Below are 21,317 nucleotides of genomic sequence, written 5' to 3'. Positions count from 1 at the left end.
TCGCCGGATGAGAAACGGTCGTGAACGTGTTCGAGGGAACGCACACCTTGGGGATCCGCGCTGAAAGTGTCGGCGGTGCGAAGGGAGCGTGTTCATCCATGAGGTGTGGAGACCCTGAGGTCTTCCGACAAGAGATTGCCGCGGCGGCCCGGGGCGGCCGCCTCGCAACGACGCACGTTTTCCTGTCGTTGCGAGCGAAGCGCGGCAATCTCGTTCCCGCCACGGATTCGGTTCCCGCGATGTCTTATCCGGCGATCGGGAGGGGCCGGCGCGTTGCGTGCCTTTGCCGCATCGGGTATGCTCTCCCCGGGTTCCGGAAAGGAGCAAAGGCATGAACCACGGCAGGCTGGGGAGGCGCGGTTTTCTCCGGGGAATGGCGACTGCCGCCGCGTTGGGCGCGGCGGGAGGCATGGCCGCGGCCGCGGAGCCGTCCGCGCCGCGGCCCATGAAGGTCATCCTGTGGTGCTGGGACGCGCGGATGACCTGGGACGACGAGCCGGAGGCGGTCAGCCGGAAGATGGCGGCCTCGGAGCAGGCCTTCCCCTACGGCAAGCGCCCCGAATCGTTTCTGACAGGCTTCAAACGCCTCGTGGACTACGCCGCGCGGATTGGCGTCCACGCGGTTATTGTCTGGGGGTTTCTCCGCGACGCCCACGGCGGGGTGAAGGCGGCCAAGGAGCTGGCGGCCTACGCCCGGGACCATGGCGTGGCGATTCTTCCAGGGGTGGGCCTGTGCGCCTACGGCGGCTACTACTATGAGGGGGACCACCCGTTCAACCTCGCCACCTATCTCCGGAAACACCCCGAGCGGGCCAGCACCGCCTTCGAGGACGGCGGCGGCCGCGAGGTGGCCCCCGTGCTCGACCCGTCCCTCGCGGAGAACCAGGCGTGGTGGCGGGACGGGCTGGAGTGGATGCTGGAAACCTTCGCCATTGGCGGCGTGAACTACGAGATGGGCGACTTCATTGTCAACCCGTCAGAAAGCGCGGTCCGCGCGCGGGCGGGGCTGGGCTTCGAGACCAACGGAAACCTGATGGACTGCGTGGTGGCCACGCGCGGCCTGCTGCGCCACGCCCTCGCCGCCAAGCCGGACGGCCTCTTCATCAACAGCACCTACCGCGGATACCACCGGATCGCGTCCTTCCCCGCCATGCCCTACGTGGACGCCGTGCCCCCGGGGACCGTCTGGCAGTACACCCTCGACGAGATGGTGCGGAAACCCGGATTCCCCGAAGAGTTCGCCGGGGCGCCGGAACACCGCCGCTACGGCTACCTCCACTGGTTCAACACCTCCACCCGAACAGTGGACCGGGATTACGCGGCGGACATTGCGCGGGTATACCCCGGGGCGGCGCGCCTGGGCTTCGAGTTCATCGGCACCTACGGCGAGCTGGGGATCAACGGGAACCCCGCCGCCGACCGCAACTACCGCGCCCAGACCGCCTGGGCGCAAAATCCGGCCCTGGCGCTGGAGGATTTCGCGTAGGGGAGGGGAGGACGCGGGGAGAACCGCCCGGTTAAAAGAAATGGCGCGCCCAACAGGACTCGAACCTGTGGCCTCTTGCTCCGGAGGCAAGCGCTCTATCCAACTGAGCTATGGGCGCGAACGCGAAAAGTGTAGCACAGGCCGTTTGGCAGTGTCCATTCTCCCGCCAGGGCAATCGCACCAAAAGGCCTCTCGAGAAACGCCTGCGACCGGCATGAACGCTCCCCGGGCCCGTGATGTGGTGTTTGTTGTCCCAACGGGATACCCGCATATTGTCCAAGCAGGCCGCCGCCCATTACCGCAGCCCCGGGTCCGCGCGGCGCGCGGCGCCTTGGAGTGCGGCAGTCTGGTGCCGACTTTCGTCGCGCGGGCTTGCCCGCGCGGGGGCACACGAAAAGCGACTGGGACCGCGCGTTTCCCCAAGGCCGGCGCGGTCCCCCCGCCGCGATTTTCGACCGTGCAACGGTGGGAGAGCACGCCGGGCACCCTGAAACTGCACGCGCGCCCCCCGGCCGCGCTCTCAAAAACGCGGGAGGAGCTTGCCGCAGAATAGGGCATGTTCACAGTTGACATGCCGTGCCCGGCATCTTCCCGACAACGCCCCATCCCACCCCTGATGCGCTCTGGCCACAGCACGCCCGTCATTGTCCATGACGAGGTGCCTGCCTTCTCCACCGAAACACCCCCCCCTACCGCGCGCGGGCCTTCCGCTTTGCCGGGGCGGCCTTGAGCCGCGTGGCGGCCATGTGGGCCGCGCCCATGACCGTGGCGTTGTCGCCCAGGGCGGCGGGGAGGATGCGGACGTTCTTGCGGAGGAAGGGCATGGCATGGTCGGCCACGCCGCGCCTGATCTCCTTGATGAAAAGGTCGGGCATGGCGGTGACGAGCCCGCCGCCGACCACCACCACCTCGGGGCTGAGGATGTTGATCAGGTTCCCGGCGGCGATGCCGATGTGGTAGGCGGCGCGCCGCACGACGTCCTCCACCTTTTTCTCGCCGGCGGCGACGGCCTCGGCGATGACGCCGCTGCGGATGGCCGCCAGGTCGGCGCCGCACTTTTCAAGGATGAAGGGGGCGTCCTCGCGGATCGCCAGCGCCGCGATCTCCTTGGAGATGGCGATGCGGGAGGCGACGGCCTCCAGGCATCCGCGCTTGCCGCAGCCGCAGAAGGGGCCGCCGACCTCGACGGTCATGTGGCCGATTTCGCCCGCCGCGCCGGAGAACCCGTGGAGCATCTTCCCGTCCACGATGATGCCCCCGCCGATGCCCGTTCCGGGGAAGATGCCGACCACGTGGCGGCACCCGCTGATCTCGCCGAAACACCACTCGCCGTAGGTGCCCACGTTGACGTCGTTGTCCACCGCGACCGGCACCCCGAACTTCTTCTTCAGCACGTCGGCCAGGGGAAAATCCTTCCAGCCGAGGTTCGGCGTGTCTATGATCACCCCCGTGTCCGGATCAAGCGGGCCGGGGGAGCCGACGCCGATGCCGCTGATTTTGGGGCCGCCCGCCGCCTCGATGGCCGTCTCAATGATCTTGATAATCCGGTCCTCGGCGCGCTCGCGGGACTTCGCCTTGCTCTTCTTGCGGCACACGCCCAGGATGTTGAAATCGCTGTCGAACACGGCGGCCATCATCTTCGTGCCGCCGATGTCCATGCCCACCACATGCTGGCCGGGCTTGAGAATCTTTTTCATGCCGTCGTCTCCCGGAGTTTCGCCGGCGAAACGTAACTGATGAACGGGGGTTTCGTCAAGTCCCAGGCCCCGCTTTTCCGGTTTTTCCGCGGAGCGAAACTTGCGCGCCCGCGCCGGAAGTTGCTAAGATACGCGGACCGCTGGGGCAGTAGCTCAGTTGGGAGAGCGCCGCGTTCGCAATGCGGAGGTCTGGGGTTCGATCCCCCACTGCTCCACCAGTGGAAAAACACAAGCCGCGCGTTCCGTTTGGGAACGCGCGGCTTTTTTCGTTGGGGTTACTTGGCGGGCGGGACGGGGGCGGGACCCTGGTTTAGGAAGAGGTGGAGGCCTTCCTTGCCGGGGGCGAGGATGTCCTTCCAGCCGTTCTTGTCCACGTCCTCGACCCAGAAGTAGATGCCCGCGCCGCTGTGCTTGTCGGGGGTGCCGTAGTCCACCGTGACCCGCTCAAAGGCGCCGCCGTTGATGCGGTAGTAGTAGAGGCCGACGGGGTCGTTCGCCCCCGGATCGTGGCCGTTGTGGGCGTGGTAGCGCTTTCCGGTCACGAGGTCGGGCTTGCCGTCGTTGTCCATGTCATGGAGCTGGAGGTCGTGGAACTGCGAACGGCGCGTCTCAATGTCGTGCTTGGTCCAGGTCCGCTTGCCGTCGGCCTTGCCCTGCTCCAGCCAGTAGAGACCGTAGTTGTGCGACTCGCCGATGATGAGGTCGGCCAGCCCGTCGCCGTTCACATCGTGCACGAGCATGGGAATGCTGGCCATGGGGGCCTCGAACTCCGGATGCCACACCCAGGCGTTCATGTCGTAGGTGTTTTCCGGGTTCTCGAACCAGCCGCCGGCGAAGACCAGGTCGGGCCGGCCGTCGCCGTTGATGTCGCCCGCGCCCGCGCCGTGGCCGCCGCCGCCCTTCACCGCGATGGTGAACTGCTCAAAGCCGCCGGCACCCTTGCCCTGGGCGTCTTTCTTGAGCTTGAAGATGTGCACGGGATTCGTCACGGGCATGACCTCGGGCACGCCGTCGCCGTCGAGGTCGCAGAAGAGGGCGCGCTCGACATTCCCCACCTCGGCCACGAGGTGGGTGGTCCACTCGGTCTCCTGGCCCTTGGGATTCTCCCGCCAGGACAGGTTCAAGCCCCACCAGCCGCCAGTGACGATGTCCAGGTAGCCGTCGCCGTTAACGTCCATGGGATAGTTCGAGAAGTCGTCGTAATAGGTGTCCTGGTACATGGGCTCGCAGGCCTTGACGGCGCGGTCGAACCCGGGGCCGGGATACCAGAACCCGCCGGAGAAGAGGTCGAGGACGCCGTCGTTGTCCACGTCGAAGATGGCGGCGGACTCATAGGTGCCGGTGCCGATCCGGCGGCCCTCAAAAACCGGGGGTTCCGCCCCGAAGGACAGGCCGGACACCAGCAGGGCCCCGGCAAAGAGCGGTGAAAATGCGCGCATGATGTTTTCTCCAGATGCGTTTGGGTTCATTCCACGGTGAAGGCGGGCACGGTGCCGTCGGGACGGGTCAGGCGCAGGCCGAAGTTCCAGCCGCCCATGCGCTGGGAGATCATGACCAGCACGGCGTTCTTCCCGGCCTTGAGCTTGACGGGGGCCACGTCGCTGTCGGGGGCATAGCCGCGGTCCACGTCGTTCTCGTGCACCACCTCGCCGTTGACCCATATCTTGAGGCCGTCATCCGAGCCGCCGCGGAGGGTGGCGTCCATGTCCGCGTCCACCACGACAACACAGTGGGCGAAGGCGACGGCGCTGTCCCGCATTTCCAGGGGTGCGGTGAGGTCCATCTGCCCGGCGAGATGTCCGGTTTCGAGGGGCTTCCACTGCTGCCCCTTGTCGTAGGCGGCGGAAAGGTCCACGTTCGGCTCGTTGATGAAGGTCTTGGCGAAGCCCTCGGCGGGGGTCCAGTCGAAGGGGCCGACAACCCTCCATTTCCCGATGGCGCCGAGCTGTCCGGCGTAGCGCCCGGGATCGGGCATGCGCCCGAGGGCGTCAATCACCTGGCCGGCCGTGGCGGGGTCGCCCATCTTGGTCATGAGGGTGTCCAGAATCTTCTGCCCCTCCTCCTTCTTCCCCGCGTCCATGGCCGCCATGGCCACACCGATCATGCCCGCGACGGGCATGGATTCGGCGTCGCCGGAGGCGAGCATGTCCATGACAATGTCAAAGGCCTCGGGCACGGGATACCGGCGGACGCCCTCCAGGGCGGCGGCCTTGAGGTCCGGGTCGGCGGTGGTGCGGTAGAGGGCAAGGTAGGCACGGCCCGCCGCCTCGGGCTGGTTGTGGTCGCGCAGGTCGTTGGCCAGCCGGCGCACCTGGTCCTCCAGGGGCGGGCGCTCCGCCTCGGGGGCGTCCAGCAGCGCCTTCGCCAACACGGGGGCGGCCTCCGGCGCGCCGGAGCGCACCAGCCCCTCCAGCGCGGCGGCGCGCATCGCCGGGTCGGCATTCTGCGCCTGCTCCACCAGCAGGGGGGTGAGCACCGGGTCGCGGCGGGCGCCGAAGTTCAGCAGCAGGGCGGCCCCGGCGTCCGGCGGGAGCGAGGCCCACACATCCAGCAGGCCCAGGTTCGCGGCGCGGCCCTGCAGACTGCACAGGGCGCCCAGGGCGGGAGAGGCGGTCTGGGAGGCGTTCGGGTCGTTCAGGACCGCGGCCAGTTCGGGGATGACCGAATCATCGCCGAAGCGGCCCAGCCCCGCGATGGCGCCGCCCTTAAGGACCGTGTCGGGCGCCTCCGCCAGCACGGTGCGGTAGCGGGCCATGGCCTCCTCCCAGCGGCCCCCCGCGCGGGCCGCCGTGTCGGCATAGCGGAGGCAGGCGTCCCACGCCTCAAACTGCGCGGTCGCGTCGGTCGCGCGCGCGGAGGCGAGCACCATCGGCCAGAATTCCGGCCGGCCGGTTTCCGCGAGGATGCGGGCGGCGGCGGCGCGGACCTTCGGCCAGGGGCTTTCCAGCAGTTTGGCGGCGAACCACGCGTCCGACCCGAGTTTCGGCTGCCGGTTGAACAGCGAGCACAGCAGGGCGTACTGGAAATCGGCGTTGGCGGTCTCCGCGGCGGCCAGGGCCATCGCCTGGAGGGCCTTCATCGTGCCCGCCTCGTGCAGGGCGGCCTTGGCGCGGTCACGCAGGTCGGCATTCTCCAGCAGCGCGGCAACGGGGGCGACGTCCGTCTCCTCGTCCAGCACCAGCGGAAGGATGGCCAGGGCGCGCTCGATCAGCGGCCTGGGCCGGTCCGGGGCGATGCAGGGCAGCAGGGCGTCCAGCACGGCCCTGCGCGGGGGCTGGGGCGTCTCGCCGCCCATCAGCACGGCGGGCGGCTGCTGGGCCACGTCCTTGATGACCATGGCGGCGGTCCGCCAGACGTGGTCGCGCTCGTCGCCCAGCAGGGCGACCAGTCCCGGCAGCGCCGCCGTGCCGTGCCGGGGGAGCAGCTGCCGGGCCAGGGACTGCGCCGGGCCATTGTCCCCGGCGATGTCCTTCAGCAGCGCGTCCAGCGTGGGCGCGGGCTGGCCGGGCTCCGCGGCGAAAACGGCGGCGCAGGCCGCCAGCAGAAGCAGAAGAAGGGGAAGGTGTTTCATGGGGGTGTCTCCGCTCACAGGTGCCACGGCGCGCGGTAGTCCCGCGTGAGGTGCCTGTTGGCCTGCTCGTCGTTGAGGAAGGTTTCCGTTTCGCCGTCCCAGTGCAGTTTCTTTCCCACCTTGAGGGATATGCCCGCGAGCAGGACGGCGGTGGTGGTGCGGAAGGCCTGCTCGATGTCCGCGGCGGGCCGCTGGCGCGTCTTGATGCACTCGAAGAAGTTGTCGTGATGCGGGGGGTAGGCCCAGCTCTTCTCGGGCTCGCCCACCCACTCCTTGATTCCGACGCCCTCGGGCTCCACCACGAAACTGCCCCGGTCCACGAACAGCCTGCCCTGCGTGCCGGAGAACGTGATGCCGTACCCCTTGTTCGCGTTGGCGTTGCTGTGGCGCTGCTCCCAGGTCACCGTGCACCCGGGATACTCCAGGATCGCCTCAATGGTGTTGTAGTTGTCCTGCCCGGCGTTCCCGAGATAGCTGCCGCCCAGGGCCTGCACGCTCAGCGGCCGGTCCTGGCGGATGCCCCACTGGACGATGTCCATCAGGTGGACGCCCCAGTTGGTGAGCTGGCCGCCGCGCGCGTAGTCGTGCCAGCCCATCCAGCTCATGCGCTCGGGGGACCAGGGCACCCAGGGTGCGGGCCCCAGCCACCTGTCCCAGTCAAACCCCTTGGGCGGCTCGGCGGGCGTGTCCCCCGTCTGCCACTCGTTCACGCCGACCCAGGCGCCCGCGTGGGTGATCGTGCCCAGGCGGCCGCTCTGGACGATGTCAATGGCCTTCTGGAACACGGGCATGGAGCGCTGCTGCGTGCCCACCTGCACCACGCGCCCGTAGCGGCGGGCGGCCTCCACCATGGCGCGCCCCTCCCGCACGGTCGGACAGACGGGTTTCTCGACGTAAACGTCCTTGCCCGCCTGGCACGCCAGAATCGTGAGCAGGGGGTGCCAGTGGTCCGGCGTGACGACAAAGACGGCGTCTATGTCCTGCCGGTCCAGCACCTGCTGGAAGTCCTGATAACCGTCCGGCCGCCGGCCGGACAGCTTCTCGACGTTGTCCAGCACGGGCATGTAGCGGCCCTTGGCCGCGTCGCACAGGGCCACCAGGTCGCAGTTCGGGTTGCTGATCAGCGCCTCGATGTGGCGCGACCCCATGCCGCCCGTGCCGATGACGGCGACGCGGACCTTCTCACTCGGCGGGACCCTGCGGGCCGCCTGTGTGGCGCGGGCGGTCCGGGGAAGGAGGCTTCCCGCCGCCGCGCCCGCCGCCCCGGCCAGAAAGGCGCGGCGGCTCACGCTGCTTTTTTTCACCATGTTCCTGACTCCCAAACGTTGGCCCCGGGGCCTTTGGCGGCCGCCGGGAAAGTGGTTTTACGAGGACGCCTTCCGGGCCAGCTCCCCGAAGCGGTGCACCACGGCGAGGGCCGGGTCCAGCGGCACAGAGGCGTGGGCCGTTCCGGGGGGCGTGTCAATGTGCGGCGTGGGCCGGAGGGCCTTGCCCGCGAACTGCGGCAGCCACTGCTTTTCGGCCTCCAGCATGTCGGCGACCATGTCGCGCACCTGCTTGAGGGTGAGGCAGGCCGAGGTGAGCGGGTCGAGGGCGCAGGCCGCCACGACCAGTTCCGGGTCGCCGGAGACGGCCGCCTCGACCGACAGCCCCTGCACGTTCACGTTCGTGAGGTTGAGGGCCGCGCACTGGGAGGGCAGCGCCCCCACGAAGGTGGGGTGCAGGCCCATCTTGTCGGCGAACACCGGCACCTCCACGCAGCAGCCCATCGGCAGGTTCGTGATGTATCCCTCGTTGCGGACGTTGCCCTGGAACTTGAAGGGGATGCCCGTCGTGAGCGCCTCCAGAATGTACGAGCAGTACTCCACGCTGCGCCCGTCGAGGACGGCGGACTCGTCCGCCAACATGTCCACGCTCTCCAACTGGTCTGCGATGAGGCGGCACCACTTGAAATACGCGCCCGTCTCGCCGCCAAAAGACGGCTCATCGCAGTAGCGGCCCATGCCCTCCGCGCTGGTGCGGAACCACGGCACGTATTCCGACAGGTGCCCCGTGCTCTCCGTCATGAAATAGCCGAAATGCCGCATCACCTCGATGCGCACCTTTTCGTTGATGTAGTACTCCGGTTTCTCGCACAGCTCCTTGAAGCGCGGGTAGAGGTCCCGCCCCTTGTGCGACATCTTCAGGAACCAGCCCATGTGGTTGATGCCCGCCGAGAGGTAGTCTATCTCCTGCTTCGGCACGCCCAGATAGCCCGCGATGAGGTCCAGCGTGGTCTGCACGCCGTGGCACAGCCCGACATACTGGAGGCCCGGAACGGTCCCCAGCCCCCAGCACACCGCCGCCATGGGGTTCACATAGTTGAGCATCACCGCGTTCGGGCAGAGTTCCTTCATGTCCGCCGCGATGGAGAGCATCTCGGGAATGGTGCGCAGGGCGCGGAAGATGCCGCCCGGCCCCAGCGTGTCGCCGATGCACTGGTCCACCCCGTGCTTCAGGGGGACTGTGTAGTCCGCCTCAAAGGCCTCCACGCCGCCGATCTGGAGCATGGCGATGACGAAGTCCGCGTCCTTCAGCGCCTCGCGGCGGTCCGTGGTGATCATCGCCGTGGCCTTCAGGCTGTTCTCCGCGATGACCCGGTCCGCGTACGCCTTGAGCCGCTCCAGCTTGGTCGTCGTGCGGCTCATGAAGCGGAACTCGCTGTCCCGCAGCGCGGGGGTGGCGCAGATGTCCTTGAAGAGGGTTTTGGCGAAGACAATGCTTCCGGCTCCGATCATGGCAATCTTCGGCATGGTGGGTCTCCTGGGGTTCTGCGGCCGCGATTCCGGCGGCCGGGGGTTTCCCGGCATTATAGAGCATGGAGGCGGAAAACGGGAACCAACCGCGAAGGGCTTGTTGCCCGCTGAAATTACCCGGCCCGCTGACGCAGCAGAAACCCGCGCAGGGTCTCCTTGAACTGCCGGTCCACCGGGGTGGTCAGATGGTTCGGGCCTTTCAACTCCACATACTCCACGGCGCCCATGATCTCGCCCAGCTCCTTGCCGAGATAGTACAGGCCGTCGTTGTCGCCGATGACGCACAGGGTGGGGACCTGGTTGCGCTCGATCTCCTCCCGCGCCACCGTCAGGTCGGGAAAGCTCTTTTTCATGGCCTTGATGGGCGTCTTGTCGCCGACCACGAAATCCCCGATGGCGCTGCGCAGCCGGTGGACGAGGGGCTTGGGCGGTTTGGGCGCGGGCCGGGCGGAGTCCCCGGAGGCGCCGTCCGCCGGGGGGGCGGCGGGTGCGGAACGTTTTTCGCGCACCGGCACAGGCTTCTCATAGGGCGCAGGAATGTCATCCAGCTCCTTGACCAGCGAGGACCAGCCCGCGGCGCAAACCGCCGCGCTGCGCACCCGCTCGGGGTGCGTCGTGACCAGTTTCAGGACCAGAAACCCGCCGAGGGAATACCCGGCCACATGCGCGTTCTCCAGCCCCAGATGGTCCATCAGCCGGGTGATGTCCCCGATCATCTCCATGCCGTACCGGGCGGGGTCCGTCGGTTTTCCCGACAGCCCGTGTCCCCGCAGGTCCATGGTGATCACCCGGAAATCCCGGGACAGCGCCCGAACCACCCCCGGCTTGCGCCAGTTGAGGTCGGCGTTCGCCGCCACCCCGTGGATCAGGATCACCGGCTCGCCGGCCCCCTCGTCGGTGTAGTAAATCGGCACGCCGTTCGAGTCGAACACGTTTCCGGGGGTCCGGTGGAGGAACCACCCCAGCGCGCCGGCCGTGCCGGCGGCCAACAGGACAACCAGCGCGACAAGCGCCCCCAGGACCCGCTTCACCACGCGCCATTTCTTTGCCATTGTCTCGCTCCTTGTCAGGTGACGGGAAACCAGTACGCGAACACATAGGCTGCGAGCATCCCGGCCGCCAGCGCCCCGGCGCGCGGATCGCCGGTCATCCGCACCACCGCCGCCTGGGCCAGGGAGACCATCCCCAGGATGAAGGCCAGGATGAAGAGCATCATGCCGCCAAACGCCGCCCCCGGCACAAGGAGATACAAGACAAGCCCCCCAAGCACCCAGGGGAACATGCGCGTGAGGGCGGCCACGAGAAAAAGCCTCACCCCCCGGTTGGGCGTGGCACGGTTAAGCAGCCACAGGTCCGGCAGGGCCAAACCGGAGAACACGCATCCCAATCCCAGCCACTTCACCGTGCGGCTGGGATGAAAGGGGAGGGAGGTGAAGAAATGCCGGTCGAAAACCAGCGAGAGGACCAGCACAAAGACGGCGCAGAAGGCGGCCGCGCGCAGCAGCGCGGTCAGGGGAGGGGAGACGCGCACCAGCCCCGACGGGTTCCCGCATCCGAACAGGCGTGCAGCGGGGCGGTAGGGCGAGAACCGCATCCCGAAGCCGAAGGGCGCGCGCGTCTCGGCGGCCTTCGCGCGCGCGGCGCAGCCTGCGGCAACGGCGGCCAGCAGGAAGGCCGCCAGCAGGCCCAGGGGCGCCGCGAGCAACCCGGCGAAATGCCGGACGGCGGAGAAGGAGAGGGGGCGCTCCACGGCGAGGGCCGCGGTCATCCACTCCACCATGCCCCACCCCAGGGTAAAATCCCACGGTTCCAGGGCATGGTTGCTCCGGGGGGAAATCAGCACATCGGCCTGTGTGCCCGCCTTCTGCCGCGCCTGCTCGGCGGAGAACAGCTCCTCGAACCTTCCGGCGGCGATCAGGGTCTTGGGCTTGGGGATCCGCCGGGGCAGGGCGCCCAGGGCAACAAAGGCGCCCACGCCGTGCGCGTCCTCCGCAAAGGCGTCCGTCCCCGCGAACCCGCCCATGGAATGGCCGACATACCCCAGCGGCAGGCCGGGAAAACGCTCCTGTGCCCAGGCGCACCACGCGTGAATCTGTTCCGGATTGGCCCCCCAGTCGAAGGGCTCCCGCGAGCGGCCGTGTCCCCAGAAATCCACCGCCGCCACCGCGTACCCGTTCGCCGAGAAGAGTCTCGCCAGCGCCGCCATGCAGCCCCGGTTCTCCGTCACGCCATGCCCGAGAATGACGACCGCGGCGGGTTCCCGGGGCAGCCACAGGGTGCCGCCGCAGACGCGGCCGCCCGGTCCGGCGATGGTGACCGTCTCGCGCGCCACGCCCTCCGGAAGCGTGAGGCGCAGAAGCGCGAGGGCCCCTGCAAGGCAAAGTGCGCCGACGGCGAGCGCCGCGATCCGCCCCCTGGGGGTTTGACTCATGGGCATCGGTCTCCTGTGGCCGGGGAACGCCCCATTATGCCCAAGCAGGGGGGACGCCTTGCATTTTTTCCGCCAGATTGTCAGAATGGGGGTGCGTCGGGCCGGATTCCGGTCCGCCCCCACCAAGGAGGAAACTGCCATGCGCGCCTGCGCCGTTGCCCTGGCCGTCGGATGCGTCCTGCTAACGGCGGGATGCAAGAACCAGCGGTCCACTTTCTATGACGTCAGCGAGATTTCGGTGTTTTTCGAGGTGGTCACCACCCCGGAGAAGACGGTCGCCAAGGCCACCTTCAGCGTGAGCGGCGGCGATGTCTTCCTCTTCCTGGGCGGGCGGGACGAGATTCTGGTGAACGAGGTCCCCCTGGTCCGCCAGGAGGAGGAGTCGTATGACTACTACTCCGCGGAGATCCCCGCGGCGGAGGGGTACACCTTTGTCTTCAAGCGGCGGGACGCCTCCTATGAGGCAAACGTCTTCGCGCCGCTGGCCCTGGAGGTGACCGAGCCCGCCCCGGACGCACGGCTTTCCCGCGCGGCGGGGTTCAATGTCTCCTGGACCGGACATCAGAACGACAAGGTCACGGTTGAGGTGAACGGCGAGGGAATCGTCCCCTTCAGCCGCGCGGAACTGGACACCGGCCTCTGCGTGATCGGGCCGGGCGCGGTGGAGGCGGCGGATCCTGCGGCCGGCGAGCTGCCGGCCGTGCTCGCCGTCACCCGGAGCAACTGGAGCGAGGCTCTCCCCCCGGAAATGGCCGGGCAGGTGGTCGCGCGGATGCGGGCTGAAGTCCCCGTCGTCTCGGTGCCCTGATCCCGTTGCGCCGCGCGCGGCGCGTTCAAAGGGGTGGTGTGTGAAACGGTTTTTGCCGCCGCTGGTCCTGCTGTTGCTGGTCCCGGGCACCCTCTGGACGCCGGGGGATGTGGTTCCAGTCTCCCCGTCAGGCGTGGTGCGGGTGGTAAACAGGGGCTCCAGCAAGGGCGTCCGGTACCTCATAGTACAAGTGCCGCTGGACACGGCGGACCTGGCGCTCCACTGGAAACGGGAGGACGGCACGCCGTTGTGCCATTTCCACGCGTTGCGGGACTACCTGTCCGGACAGGGCCGTTTTTTGATCTTCGCCGCGAACGCGGGCATCTATGCGCGGGACTACACGCCCCTCGGTCTGCATGTCGAGAACGGCAGGGAGATGGAGCCCCTCAACCGGAAACAGGGCGGGGGCAATTTCTTCCTGAAGCCCAACGGCGTCTTCTTCATGAAGGACCGCAAGGGGCGGGTCATGGAGACGGAGGCCTACGCCGCCCTCAAAATAAAGCCCGACCTGGCGGTGCAGTCGGGGCCGCTGCTCCTGTCCAACGGCGAGATTCACCCGCGGTTCCTCCCGGACTCCGACAGCCTGTACGTCCGCAGCGGCGTGGGCATGCGCTCGGAGACGGAGGCGGTGTTCGTGCTGTCTCTCAGCCCGGTCAACTTCAACGACTTCGCGCTCTTCTTCCGCGATGAGCTGAAATGCCGCGACGCGCTGTATCTGGACGGCGCGCTCTCGGCCTTCTACACGCCCGAGATGGACCGCACGGGCCCCGGCGGCCTGTATGTCGGCATGCTGTCCGTCACCGTCCCCGATTCCTCCGGGAAAGACGTTCAGAAATAGCGGCGAACATGCCGGTTCACCCGCGGGATGCGGCAGACTTGGGGCGTTCTGACACGAGATTGCCTCACTTCGTTCGCAATGACGTGTGTCTCCGCGTCATTGCGAACGAAGTGAAGCAATCTCGTGCCCGCCGCCGCTCCGGCGCGCGCCCATTTTATCCGGCGACCCGGGCCGTTTCCGCGCTCTTGGAACGCCGCCGCCTTCTGTTTTATACTTTGCGGGCGACAGAATCCCGCCACCATGGAGAACAGACCGTGCCGAAGAAGATCAAGACGGAAGAAGAGGCGCTCCACGAGGCGATACGGATGGTGGCGCCGGGCACGCCGATCCGCGAGGCCATCGCGTACATCCTGCAGGCGGGCACGGGGGCGATGCTCTGTTTCGGCGAGGTGAACCGGCTGGCCCGCCTCTCCGAGGGCGGGGTCGAGCTGAGCGTGGAAATGCGGCCCCAGCTCCTCTACGAGCTGAGCAAGATGGACGGCGCGATCATCCTCAACGAGAAGGCCACGCGCATCTACTACGCCAACCGCTTCATGAAACCCAACGCGCGCATCCCCTCGGAGGAGACCGGCACGCGCCACCGCGTGGCCCAGCGCATCGCCAGCCAGGCGAAATGCACCGTCGTGACGGTGTCCCAGCGGCGCGCCAGCGTGACCGTCTTCTGCCACGGCCGCAAATACCAGATGCCCACGGTGCAGGTCACAGTGAACAAGGCCATCCAGGGCATCCAGACCGTGGAGCGGTACGTGCAGAGCCTCCAGCAGGCCCTGCAGGAGCTGACGATGCACGAGATGGGGGACTGGGTGAACCTCCCCGACGTCTGCCGCGTGCTCCAGCGCTGTGAAATGGTGGAGCGCACCTGCCGGCGCGAGGTGCTTCCGGCCATCGAGGAGCTCGGCGAGGAGGGCCGCCTGTTCGCCCTCCAGGTGACGGAACTGCTGAAGCCCGTCGAGGAGGCGCGGCTCGTGGTGAAGGACTACGCCCGCGACCGCTCCGCCGAGTCGGTGGTGGACCGCATCCGCGCCCTGAGCGACACGGACCTCCTGAGCTCCGCCGCCGTCAGCCAGGCGCTGGGCTTCGGCGCGGGCGCGCGCGGGCTGGAAATGGTCCTCGTGCCGCGCGGCTACCGAGTCCTCAGCATGATGAGCCGCCTTTCCGACGCCATCGTCAAGAATCTCGTGGAGCGTTTCGGCACCCTCAGCGCCCTCATGCGCGCCTCCAAGGAGCAGCTGGTCGAGGTGGAGGGGGTCGGCGAGGTCATGGCGGAGCGCCTGCGCAGCGGCCTGGAGTTTCTGCGCACCCAGCTCAACATGGACAACAGGAAGCAATAGCCCATGCCCCACGTCGTGGACTGCGAGATCATGGCGCACCAGGAGGTCGCCGCCGGCCATTACCGGATGGCGCTGCACTGCCCGGAAATCGCGGCGGAGGCCCTGCCGGGGCAGTTCTGCATGATCGAGGTGCGCCCGGGGTACCATCCCTTCCTGCGGCGCCCCATGTCCGTCGAGCGGATTTTCCGCGACGGCATCTCCATCCTCTACAAGGTGGAGGGCGAGGGTACCCGGCTCCTTTCGGGATACCGGACCGGCCAGTCGCTGAACGTGCAGGGCCCTCTGGGCAAGCCGTTCCCCCTGCCCGGGGAGGGGAAGCGCCCCATCCTGGTGGGCGGCGGCATCGGGGTGGCCCCCCTGCCGGGGCTTGCCGAGCGCCTCATGCGCGAGGCGGGCTGCACCCCGGAAATCGTCCTGGCCGCCCGCACGGACCGGCTCCTCCTGTGCAGCAAAGACTTTGCCCAGATGGGTTGCCGCGTGACCCTGGCCACCGACGACGGCTCGGCGGGCATGAAGGGCTTCGCCTCGGACGCCCTGCGCACGCTGAAACCGGGGCCGGACACGGTGGTGTACTGCTGCGGCCCCATGCCCATGATGCGGGCCGTGCACGACGTCTGCGCGGAGCTGGGCGCCCTCTGCTACGCCTCCCTGGAGGCGCTCATGGCCTGCGGCGACGGCGTGTGCATGGGCTGCGTCGTGGAGGCCAACGTGGAGATCGAGGCGGAGCGCATGGTGCGCGTCTGCTCCGACGGCCCCGTGTTTGACTCGCGCATCATCAACTGGTCCGCCTGAGGGAAACGGTGAAATGTCCGCAGCAAGCGTGAACATGCAGGTGAGCGTCGGCGGCCTGGCCATGAAGAACCCCGTGACCGTGGGGTCGGGCACCTTCGGCTACGGGCAGGAGTACGACCGCTACTTTGACGTGTCGCGCCTGGGCGCGGTCACGGTGAAGAGCCTCAGCCTCCAGCCCCGCGCGGGCAACCGCCCGCCCCGCCTCGTGGAGACGCCCGCGGGCATGCTGAACGCCATCGGCCTGCAGAACGTGGGCATCGAGGCCTACCTGCGCGACAAGCTGCCCTTTCTCCGGGAGAAGGGCTGCACTATCATCGGAAACATCTACGGGTACTCCCCCGACGAATACGCGCAGCTCGCCGAAATCCTGGAGCGGGAGGAGGGGGCGGACGCCATTGAGGCCAACCTCTCCTGCCCGAACGTCCACGACGCCAAGACGCGGGGGTGCAAACTGGTGTCCCAGTCGCCGGAGCGCGTTGCGGAGTACACCCGCGCGGTCAAGGCGGCCACCAAGCTGCCTGTTTTCGTCAAGCTGTCCCCCAACGTGATGGACATCACGGAGCCCGCCCTCGCGGCGGAGGAGGCGGGGGCCGACGGCCTCGCGCTCATCAACACGCTGCTCGGCATGGGGATTGACCCGGAAACCCGGCGGCCGATCCTCAGCAACATCGTGGGCGGCCTGAGCGGCCCGGCGATCCGGCCCGTCGCGGTCAAGATGGTGTGGGACGCCGCGCGCGCCGTGCGCATCCCCATCATCGGCATGGGCGGCATCTGCACGGCGGAGGACGCCGTCCAGTTCCTGCTCGCCGGGGCATCCGCCGTCGCTGTGGGCTGCGCGTCCTTCCGGCGGCCCGACACGGCCCTCCGCGTGGTGGAGGGGCTGGAGGCCTACTGCGCCCGCCAGGGCGTCGCCGACGTCTCCGCCCTCGTCGGCGCGATGAAGGTGGACTGACCCCCGCCTTTCCCTGTAAAGTATGCCGCCTAGAGACGTTTTCCCCCCAGGAGAGGTGTTTTCATGAACCCAGAACTCATTGTTGTGCTGGACGTGGACACGCGCGAGGAGGCGCTGGACACCGTCCGCCGCTGCGGCCGATGCCGATGGTTCAAGATCGGGTCGCAGCTCTTCACCCGCTGCGGCCCCTCCATCGTCGGGGAGGTGCGCGCCCTCGGCAAAGAGGTCATGCTGGACCTCAAGTACCACGACATCCCGAACACCGTCGCCAGCGCCGCCCGCGCCGGCGCCGCCACGGGCGCGGGGCTCATGACCCTGCACGCCCTCGGCGGCCGCAAGATGGTGGCCGCCGCCCGCGAGGCCGTGGAGGGGACCGGAACGCGCCTGCTGGCCGTCACCATCCTCACCAGCCACAGCGACGGCGCGCTGCGGGACGATCTGGGCCTTGCCGAGACGGCGGCCCAGGCCGTGCCCCGGCTCGCGCGGACCGCGCTGGACGCCGGGGCGCACGGCATCGTGTGCTCGCCCCAGGAGATCGCCCTGGTCCGCGCCGCGGCGGGGCCGGACGCCCTCATCGTGACGCCCGGGGTGCGCCCCGCCGGGGCCGCCCTGGACGACCAGCAGCGCGTGATGACGCCCGGTGAGGCCGTGCGCGCCGGGGCCAACATGATTGTGGTGGGACGGCCCATCCTGCGCGCCCCCGATCCCGCCGAAGCCGTGGACAGCATTCTCAAGGAGATTTCCACATGACGCCCGAAGAGGTGATTGACGTTTTCCGCAAGACCGGCGCCCTGCTGGAGGGCCACTTCATCTACACCAGCGGCCGCCACGGCCGGCAGTTCCTTCAGGCCGCGCGCGTCATGCAGCACCCGGACCATGTGGCGCGCCTGTGCGCCGCCATGGCCGGCAAGTTCCGCGGAGACGCCGTGGACCTCGTGGTTGGCCCGGCCACCGGCGGCATCGTGCTGGCCTATGAGACGGCGAAGTCCCTGGGCTGCCGCTGCGCCTATTCGGAAAAGGACGGGCAGGGGGGCATGGCCGTCAAGCGCGGCTTCACCGTCGCCCCCGGCAGCCGCGTGCTCGTCGTGGAGGACATCGTGACGACCGGCGGGTCCATCCTCAAAACCGTGGAGCATCTGCGCGCGCGCGGCGCGGACATCGCCGGCATCTCCGTCCTGATTGACCGCAGCGCGGGCGAGGCCCGTTTTGACTGCCCCTACCGCCCCCTTGCGGAGCTGCCCATGGTGAGCTATCCGCCGGACCAGGTCCCCGACGACCTGAAGGCGCTGCCCCTGGTGGAGCCCGACGACATCATCCTGCGCGGCTGACCCCAAAAGCGCGCCCCAACACCGGAAAGAACGGAAACGGTGAGCACGGTTTCTCTTAACGACCCCCAGCTTGCGGCGGTGCGGGCCCCCGACGGCCCCGTGCTGGTGCTGGCGGGCGCGGGCAGCGGCAAGACCCGCGTCATCATCGAGCGCATGGCCTGGCTCGCGGAGGAGCGCGGCGTCCCGCCGCACCAGCTTCTCGCCCTGACCTTCACCAACAAGGCCGCCGCGGAGATGCGGGCGCGCCTGGAGCAGCGCCTCGGCGCGGGCAACGCGGGCGCCTTCCTGGGCACCTTCCACTCTTTCGCGCTCTTTGTCCTGCGCCGGGAAATGGAGCACCTCGGGCGGTCGCGCAATTTCACCATCTTCGACGACGGCGACCAGCTTTCCCTCATGAAGCGCCTCGTAAGGGAGCTGCCCCCCGGGTTTACCCCCGTGCTTCCGAGGACGGTCCTTTCCTGGATCTCGCGGTTCAAGCAGAAGGTGGAGATGCCGAAGGACGAAAACGACACCCCCGACCCGGCGCACGCGAAGTCCTTCCTGCGCCTGTGGGACGCCTACCACGACGCGCTGCAGGCCGCGTCGGCGGTGGATTTCGACGACATGCTTTCGCTGCTGGTGCGGCTGCTGGAGGACCACCCCGGGGTACGGGAGAAGTACCAGCGGCGCTACCGCCATGTGCTGATTGACGAGTACCAGGACACCAACCGGGCGCAGTACATGATCGCCCGCCGCCTCGGCGAGGGGCACGGAAACATCTTCGCCGTGGGCGACGAGGACCAGAGCATCTACTCCTGGCGCGGCGCCGACATCAACAACATCCTGGACTTCGCCAAGGATTTCCCGCAGGCGATGGTCCACCGGCTGGAGCTGAACTACCGCAGCACCCGGAACATCCTCGACGCCGCGAACCGCGTGGTGGCAAACAACATCAACCGCCTGGGCAAGACCCTCCGCACGCCCAACGAGGCGGGGGAGAAGGTCCGGCATAGGTGGACAGAGAGCGGCTCTGACGAGGCTGAGTTCGTCGTTAAAGACATCAGAAGAAACAGCTTTGCTCCAGAGTCTGTTGCCATCTTTTACCGTACCAACGCGCAGTCGCGCTTGTTCGAGGAACAACTCAGACTCGGCAACTTGAACTATGTGATTGTGGGCGGAATCAAGTTTTACAGCCGAAAGGAGGTCAAGGACCTGCTGGCCTACCTGCGCCTGCTGGTCAACCCCCGGGACGACGAGTCCCTGCGCAGGATCATCAACGTGCCCGCGCGCGGCGTCGGTGCCACCACCCAGGAGCGCCTCTTTGAGTACGCGGCCCTACGGCGCATGCCCATTTTCGACGTGCTAAGGGAGATCGAACTGGACGAGACGCTCCCCCAGCGCGCCCGCCATTCTGTGGCGCAGTTGGTGGCGCTGGTGGACGAGCTGTCCCTCCGGGCAAAGGACGCGCCCGTGGCGGAGCTGCTGGAGGATGTCATCGAACGGGTCAACTACCGGGGCTTCATCCAGCAGAGCGACGAGAAGGAGATGCGTGACCGCCTCTCGATTGTGGACGAATTCGTCTCCGCCTGCGTGGAGCACGACAAACAGTCGGGCACCCCGCTGGCAGACTTCCTTGCGGACATGGCGCTCTCTTCCGACGTGGACAATTGGGACACCTCCGCCCCGGCGATCACACTCATGACCTGCCACTGCGCCAAGGGCCTGGAATTTGAGAATGTCTATGTGACCGGGCTGGAGGAGGGGCTCTTCCCGGTGCTGCGCGGCGAGGAGGACGACGGGGACATCGAGGAGGAGCGGCGGCTCTGCTACGTCGCCATGACCCGCGCACGAAAAACGCTTACCCTCACATCCGCTGAAGAGCGCACGATCTACGGACGACCCGATAAGAATCGTGAGGTGTCCAGGTTTGTCAACGAGATCGGATGGGAGAGAATACATTCTCTCATCGATAAAGAGAGGAAACAGGGGGAGGAGATAGCGCCCGGCGCCCCCCGGCGGACGAGGCACGGGGAAAGCGCGGAGGGCCCGGACAGCGCCCCCGCGCCGCTCAAGAACGGCACGCGGGTGCGCCATGCCACCTTTGGGTCCGGCACCGTGATTCACGTTTCCTCCACAGGCGGCAAAATAAAGGCCCGGGTCCGTTTTGACACGGGGAAGGTCGCCCTGCTTATGATTGGGCTGGCTCCGCTGGAGATTCTGGAAGGAAAACACCGTGACCCTCGATGAACTGCGCAAACAGATTGACGAGCTGGACGAGAGGATTGTGGAGTGCCTGAACCTGCGGGCGAAGGCGGCCATGGCCATCGGCGAGCTCAAGCGCCGGAGCGACGCGCCCATCTATGTCCCCGAGCGGGAGAAGGCCGTTTTCCACCGCCTCGCGGAGAAGAACAGGGGGCCCCTGGACAACAAAGCGCTTTCGGCGGTTTACCGCGAGGTCATGAGCGCCATCCGCGCCCTGGAAAAGCCCACCAGTGTGGCCTTCCTCGGCCCGCGCGACACCTTCAGCCACATGGCCGCCCTGCGTATCTTCGGCGCGGAGGCGGAGTACCACCCGCTGCCCTCGTTTCTGGACGTTTTCACGGAGGTGGAGCGCGAGCGCATTGACTACGGCATCGTCCCCGTGGAGAGCTCCATGGGCGGGTCGGTCAGCGACACCCTGGACCGCTTCATCACCTCGGAACTGAAGATCGTGAACGAGGTGCTCCTGCACATCACGCAAAACCTGCTCTCGAAGTCCCCCCTGGAGGAGGTCCGGCGCGTCTATTCAAAGGACAACGCCATCCTCCAGTGCCGGAACTGGCTCCGGGCCAACCTGCCGCGCGCCGAGCTCATCGAGGTGAGCAGCACGGCCGAGGCCGCCCGCCGCGCCGCCGAGGAGCCGGGCACCGCCGCCATCGCCAGCCGCCTCGCCGCGGCCACCTACTCGCTCGACATCCTCATGGAGCGCATCGAGGACGCGCCGCACAACTTCACCCGCTTCGTCGTCGTCGGACGCCAGATGGTCGCCCGGACCGGGGACGACAAGACCTCGATCCTCGTGTGGGTGAAGGACAAGCCCGGCGCGCTCTACAACCTGCTGCTCCCTTTCTGCCACCGGGGGATCAACCTGACCCGCATCGAGTCGCGCCCCTCCCAGCAGAAGGCGTGGGAATACGTGTTCTTCATTGACCTCCTGGGCCACATCGAGGACCAGGTGGTGAAGGAGACGCTGGAGGAGGCCGCGGAGCCCGCGCGCAACCTCAAGATTCTCGGATCCTTCCCGCGCGCGGAGCTGATTGACTGACGCGG

Annotated in this window: 17 protein-coding genes and 2 tRNA genes; 11 read left to right on the top strand and 8 right to left on the bottom strand. The window is 67.9% G+C overall.

Translation table 11 applies throughout. The features are described from left to right. The first annotated feature begins 331 nt into the window (after positions 1-331). On the top strand, positions 332-1,486 hold the full coding sequence (locus tag GXY15_15450) for a hypothetical protein (GenBank protein NLV42605.1): 1,155 nt from the start codon (positions 332-334) through the stop codon (positions 1,484-1,486). Between the two features lie 41 nt (positions 1,487-1,527). Here GXY15_15450 and GXY15_15445 read toward each other — a convergent pair. Both GXY15_15445 and GXY15_15440 read right to left on the bottom strand, forming a co-directional pair. Then, positions 1,528-1,604 (bottom strand) — tRNA-Arg (locus GXY15_15445). 571 nt (positions 1,605-2,175) lie between these two features. Then, on the bottom strand, positions 2,176-3,183 hold the full coding sequence (locus GXY15_15440; GenBank protein ID NLV42604.1) for an ROK family protein: 1,008 nt from the start codon (positions 3,181-3,183) through the stop codon (positions 2,176-2,178). A gap of 142 nt (positions 3,184-3,325) precedes the next feature. On the opposite strand from GXY15_15440, the gene GXY15_15435 reads away from it, so the two are divergent. Continuing rightward, a tRNA-Ala gene (locus GXY15_15435) sits at positions 3,326-3,401 on the top strand. Between the two features lie 57 nt (positions 3,402-3,458). Here GXY15_15435 and GXY15_15430 read toward each other — a convergent pair. The 6 genes from GXY15_15430 to GXY15_15405 form a co-directional block, all read right to left on the bottom strand. Beyond that, positions 3,459-4,622 (bottom strand): VCBS repeat-containing protein, encoded by a 1,164-nt coding sequence (locus GXY15_15430; protein ID NLV42603.1) that lies wholly within the window; start codon positions 4,620-4,622, stop codon positions 3,459-3,461. 26 nt (positions 4,623-4,648) lie between these two features. After that, positions 4,649-6,754 (bottom strand): hypothetical protein, encoded by a 2,106-nt coding sequence (locus GXY15_15425; GenBank protein ID NLV42602.1) that lies wholly within the window; start codon positions 6,752-6,754, stop codon positions 4,649-4,651. Between the two features lie 14 nt (positions 6,755-6,768). Continuing rightward, entirely contained in the window at positions 6,769-8,061 is a 1,293-nt protein-coding gene (locus GXY15_15420; protein ID NLV42601.1) for a Gfo/Idh/MocA family oxidoreductase, read from the bottom strand. A 57-nt stretch (positions 8,062-8,118) separates the two neighbouring features. Beyond that, positions 8,119-9,546, bottom strand: coding sequence for an alpha-galactosidase (melA, locus tag GXY15_15415; protein ID NLV42600.1), 1,428 nt, complete (start codon positions 9,544-9,546; stop codon positions 8,119-8,121). A 116-nt stretch (positions 9,547-9,662) separates the two neighbouring features. Beyond that, positions 9,663-10,601 carry an alpha/beta hydrolase gene (locus tag GXY15_15410; GenBank protein ID NLV42599.1) on the bottom strand — a complete coding sequence of 313 codons (939 nt, stop codon included), beginning with the start codon at positions 10,599-10,601 and terminating at the stop codon, positions 9,663-9,665. 14 nt (positions 10,602-10,615) lie between these two features. Next, entirely contained in the window at positions 10,616-11,980 is a 1,365-nt protein-coding gene (locus GXY15_15405; GenBank protein NLV42598.1) for an alpha/beta hydrolase, read from the bottom strand. A gap of 139 nt (positions 11,981-12,119) precedes the next feature. Between GXY15_15405 and GXY15_15400 the strand changes: the two genes are divergently transcribed. From GXY15_15400 to pheA, 9 genes are all read left to right on the top strand, one after another. Then, the gene (locus GXY15_15400; protein ID NLV42597.1) at positions 12,120-12,788 is read left to right on the top strand and encodes a hypothetical protein; all 669 of its coding nucleotides are present in this window, start codon (positions 12,120-12,122) and stop codon (positions 12,786-12,788) included. A gap of 40 nt (positions 12,789-12,828) precedes the next feature. Next, positions 12,829-13,626, top strand: a complete 798-nt coding sequence (locus GXY15_15395; protein NLV42596.1) for a hypothetical protein — start codon at positions 12,829-12,831, stop codon at positions 13,624-13,626. Between the two features lie 254 nt (positions 13,627-13,880). Then, entirely contained in the window at positions 13,881-14,957 is a 1,077-nt protein-coding gene (gene disA / locus GXY15_15390; GenBank protein ID NLV42595.1) for a DNA integrity scanning protein DisA, read from the top strand. 3 nt (positions 14,958-14,960) lie between these two features. Then, positions 14,961-15,749 carry a dihydroorotate dehydrogenase electron transfer subunit gene (locus GXY15_15385; GenBank protein NLV42594.1) on the top strand — a complete coding sequence of 263 codons (789 nt, stop codon included), beginning with the start codon at positions 14,961-14,963 and terminating at the stop codon, positions 15,747-15,749. Positions 15,750-15,762: 13 nt separating this feature from the next. Further along, a complete protein-coding gene (locus GXY15_15380; GenBank protein ID NLV42593.1) occupies positions 15,763-16,701 on the top strand; it encodes a dihydroorotate dehydrogenase in 939 nt (312 codons plus the stop codon). Between the two features lie 63 nt (positions 16,702-16,764). Next, positions 16,765-17,451 carry an orotidine-5'-phosphate decarboxylase gene (pyrF, locus tag GXY15_15375; GenBank protein ID NLV42592.1) on the top strand — a complete coding sequence of 229 codons (687 nt, stop codon included), beginning with the start codon at positions 16,765-16,767 and terminating at the stop codon, positions 17,449-17,451. Then, positions 17,448-18,029, top strand: coding sequence for an orotate phosphoribosyltransferase (locus GXY15_15370; protein ID NLV42591.1), 582 nt, complete (start codon positions 17,448-17,450; stop codon positions 18,027-18,029). Before pyrF ends, GXY15_15370 begins: the two co-directional genes overlap by 4 nt. A gap of 39 nt (positions 18,030-18,068) precedes the next feature. Beyond that, entirely contained in the window at positions 18,069-20,255 is a 2,187-nt protein-coding gene (locus GXY15_15365; GenBank protein NLV42590.1) for a UvrD-helicase domain-containing protein, read from the top strand. Then, positions 20,242-21,312, top strand: coding sequence for a prephenate dehydratase (gene pheA, locus GXY15_15360; protein ID NLV42589.1), 1,071 nt, complete (start codon positions 20,242-20,244; stop codon positions 21,310-21,312). The genes GXY15_15365 and pheA overlap by 14 nt, the downstream gene beginning before the upstream one ends. The last annotated feature ends 5 nt before the right edge of the window (positions 21,313-21,317 follow it).

Source organism: Candidatus Hydrogenedentota bacterium (genome assembly GCA_012730045.1).
Taxonomy (GTDB): domain Bacteria; phylum Hydrogenedentota; class Hydrogenedentia; order Hydrogenedentales; family CAITNO01; genus JAAYBR01.
Note: the sequence above shows the minus strand (reverse complement) of the source record. Positions and strands in the feature narration are given on the sequence as shown.

Bases quoted from the DNA above. Each gene is read 5' to 3' on its own strand.
- GXY15_15425 (NLV42602.1), bottom strand. From the start codon at position 6,754: ATGAAACACCTTCCCCTTCTTCTGCTTCTGCTGGCGGCCTGCGCCGCC.
- GXY15_15420 (NLV42601.1), bottom strand. From the start codon at position 8,061: ATGGTGAAAAAAAGCAGCGTGAGCCGCCGCGCCTTTCTGGCCGGGGCG.
- GXY15_15440 (NLV42604.1), bottom strand. From the start codon at position 3,183: ATGAAAAAGATTCTCAAGCCCGGCCAGCATGTGGTGGGCATGGACATC.
- GXY15_15450 (NLV42605.1), top strand. From the start codon at position 332: ATGAACCACGGCAGGCTGGGGAGGCGCGGTTTTCTCCGGGGAATGGCG.
- GXY15_15370 (NLV42591.1), top strand. From the start codon at position 17,448: ATGACGCCCGAAGAGGTGATTGACGTTTTCCGCAAGACCGGCGCCCTG.
- GXY15_15380 (NLV42593.1), top strand. From the start codon at position 15,763: ATGTCCGCAGCAAGCGTGAACATGCAGGTGAGCGTCGGCGGCCTGGCC.
- GXY15_15400 (NLV42597.1), top strand. From the start codon at position 12,120: ATGCGCGCCTGCGCCGTTGCCCTGGCCGTCGGATGCGTCCTGCTAACG.
- pyrF (NLV42592.1), top strand. From the start codon at position 16,765: ATGAACCCAGAACTCATTGTTGTGCTGGACGTGGACACGCGCGAGGAG.
- GXY15_15405 (NLV42598.1), bottom strand. From the start codon at position 11,980: ATGAGTCAAACCCCCAGGGGGCGGATCGCGGCGCTCGCCGTCGGCGCA.
- GXY15_15410 (NLV42599.1), bottom strand. From the start codon at position 10,601: ATGGCAAAGAAATGGCGCGTGGTGAAGCGGGTCCTGGGGGCGCTTGTC.
- GXY15_15430 (NLV42603.1), bottom strand. From the start codon at position 4,622: ATGCGCGCATTTTCACCGCTCTTTGCCGGGGCCCTGCTGGTGTCCGGC.
- GXY15_15385 (NLV42594.1), top strand. From the start codon at position 14,961: ATGCCCCACGTCGTGGACTGCGAGATCATGGCGCACCAGGAGGTCGCC.
- melA (NLV42600.1), bottom strand. From the start codon at position 9,546: ATGCCGAAGATTGCCATGATCGGAGCCGGAAGCATTGTCTTCGCCAAA.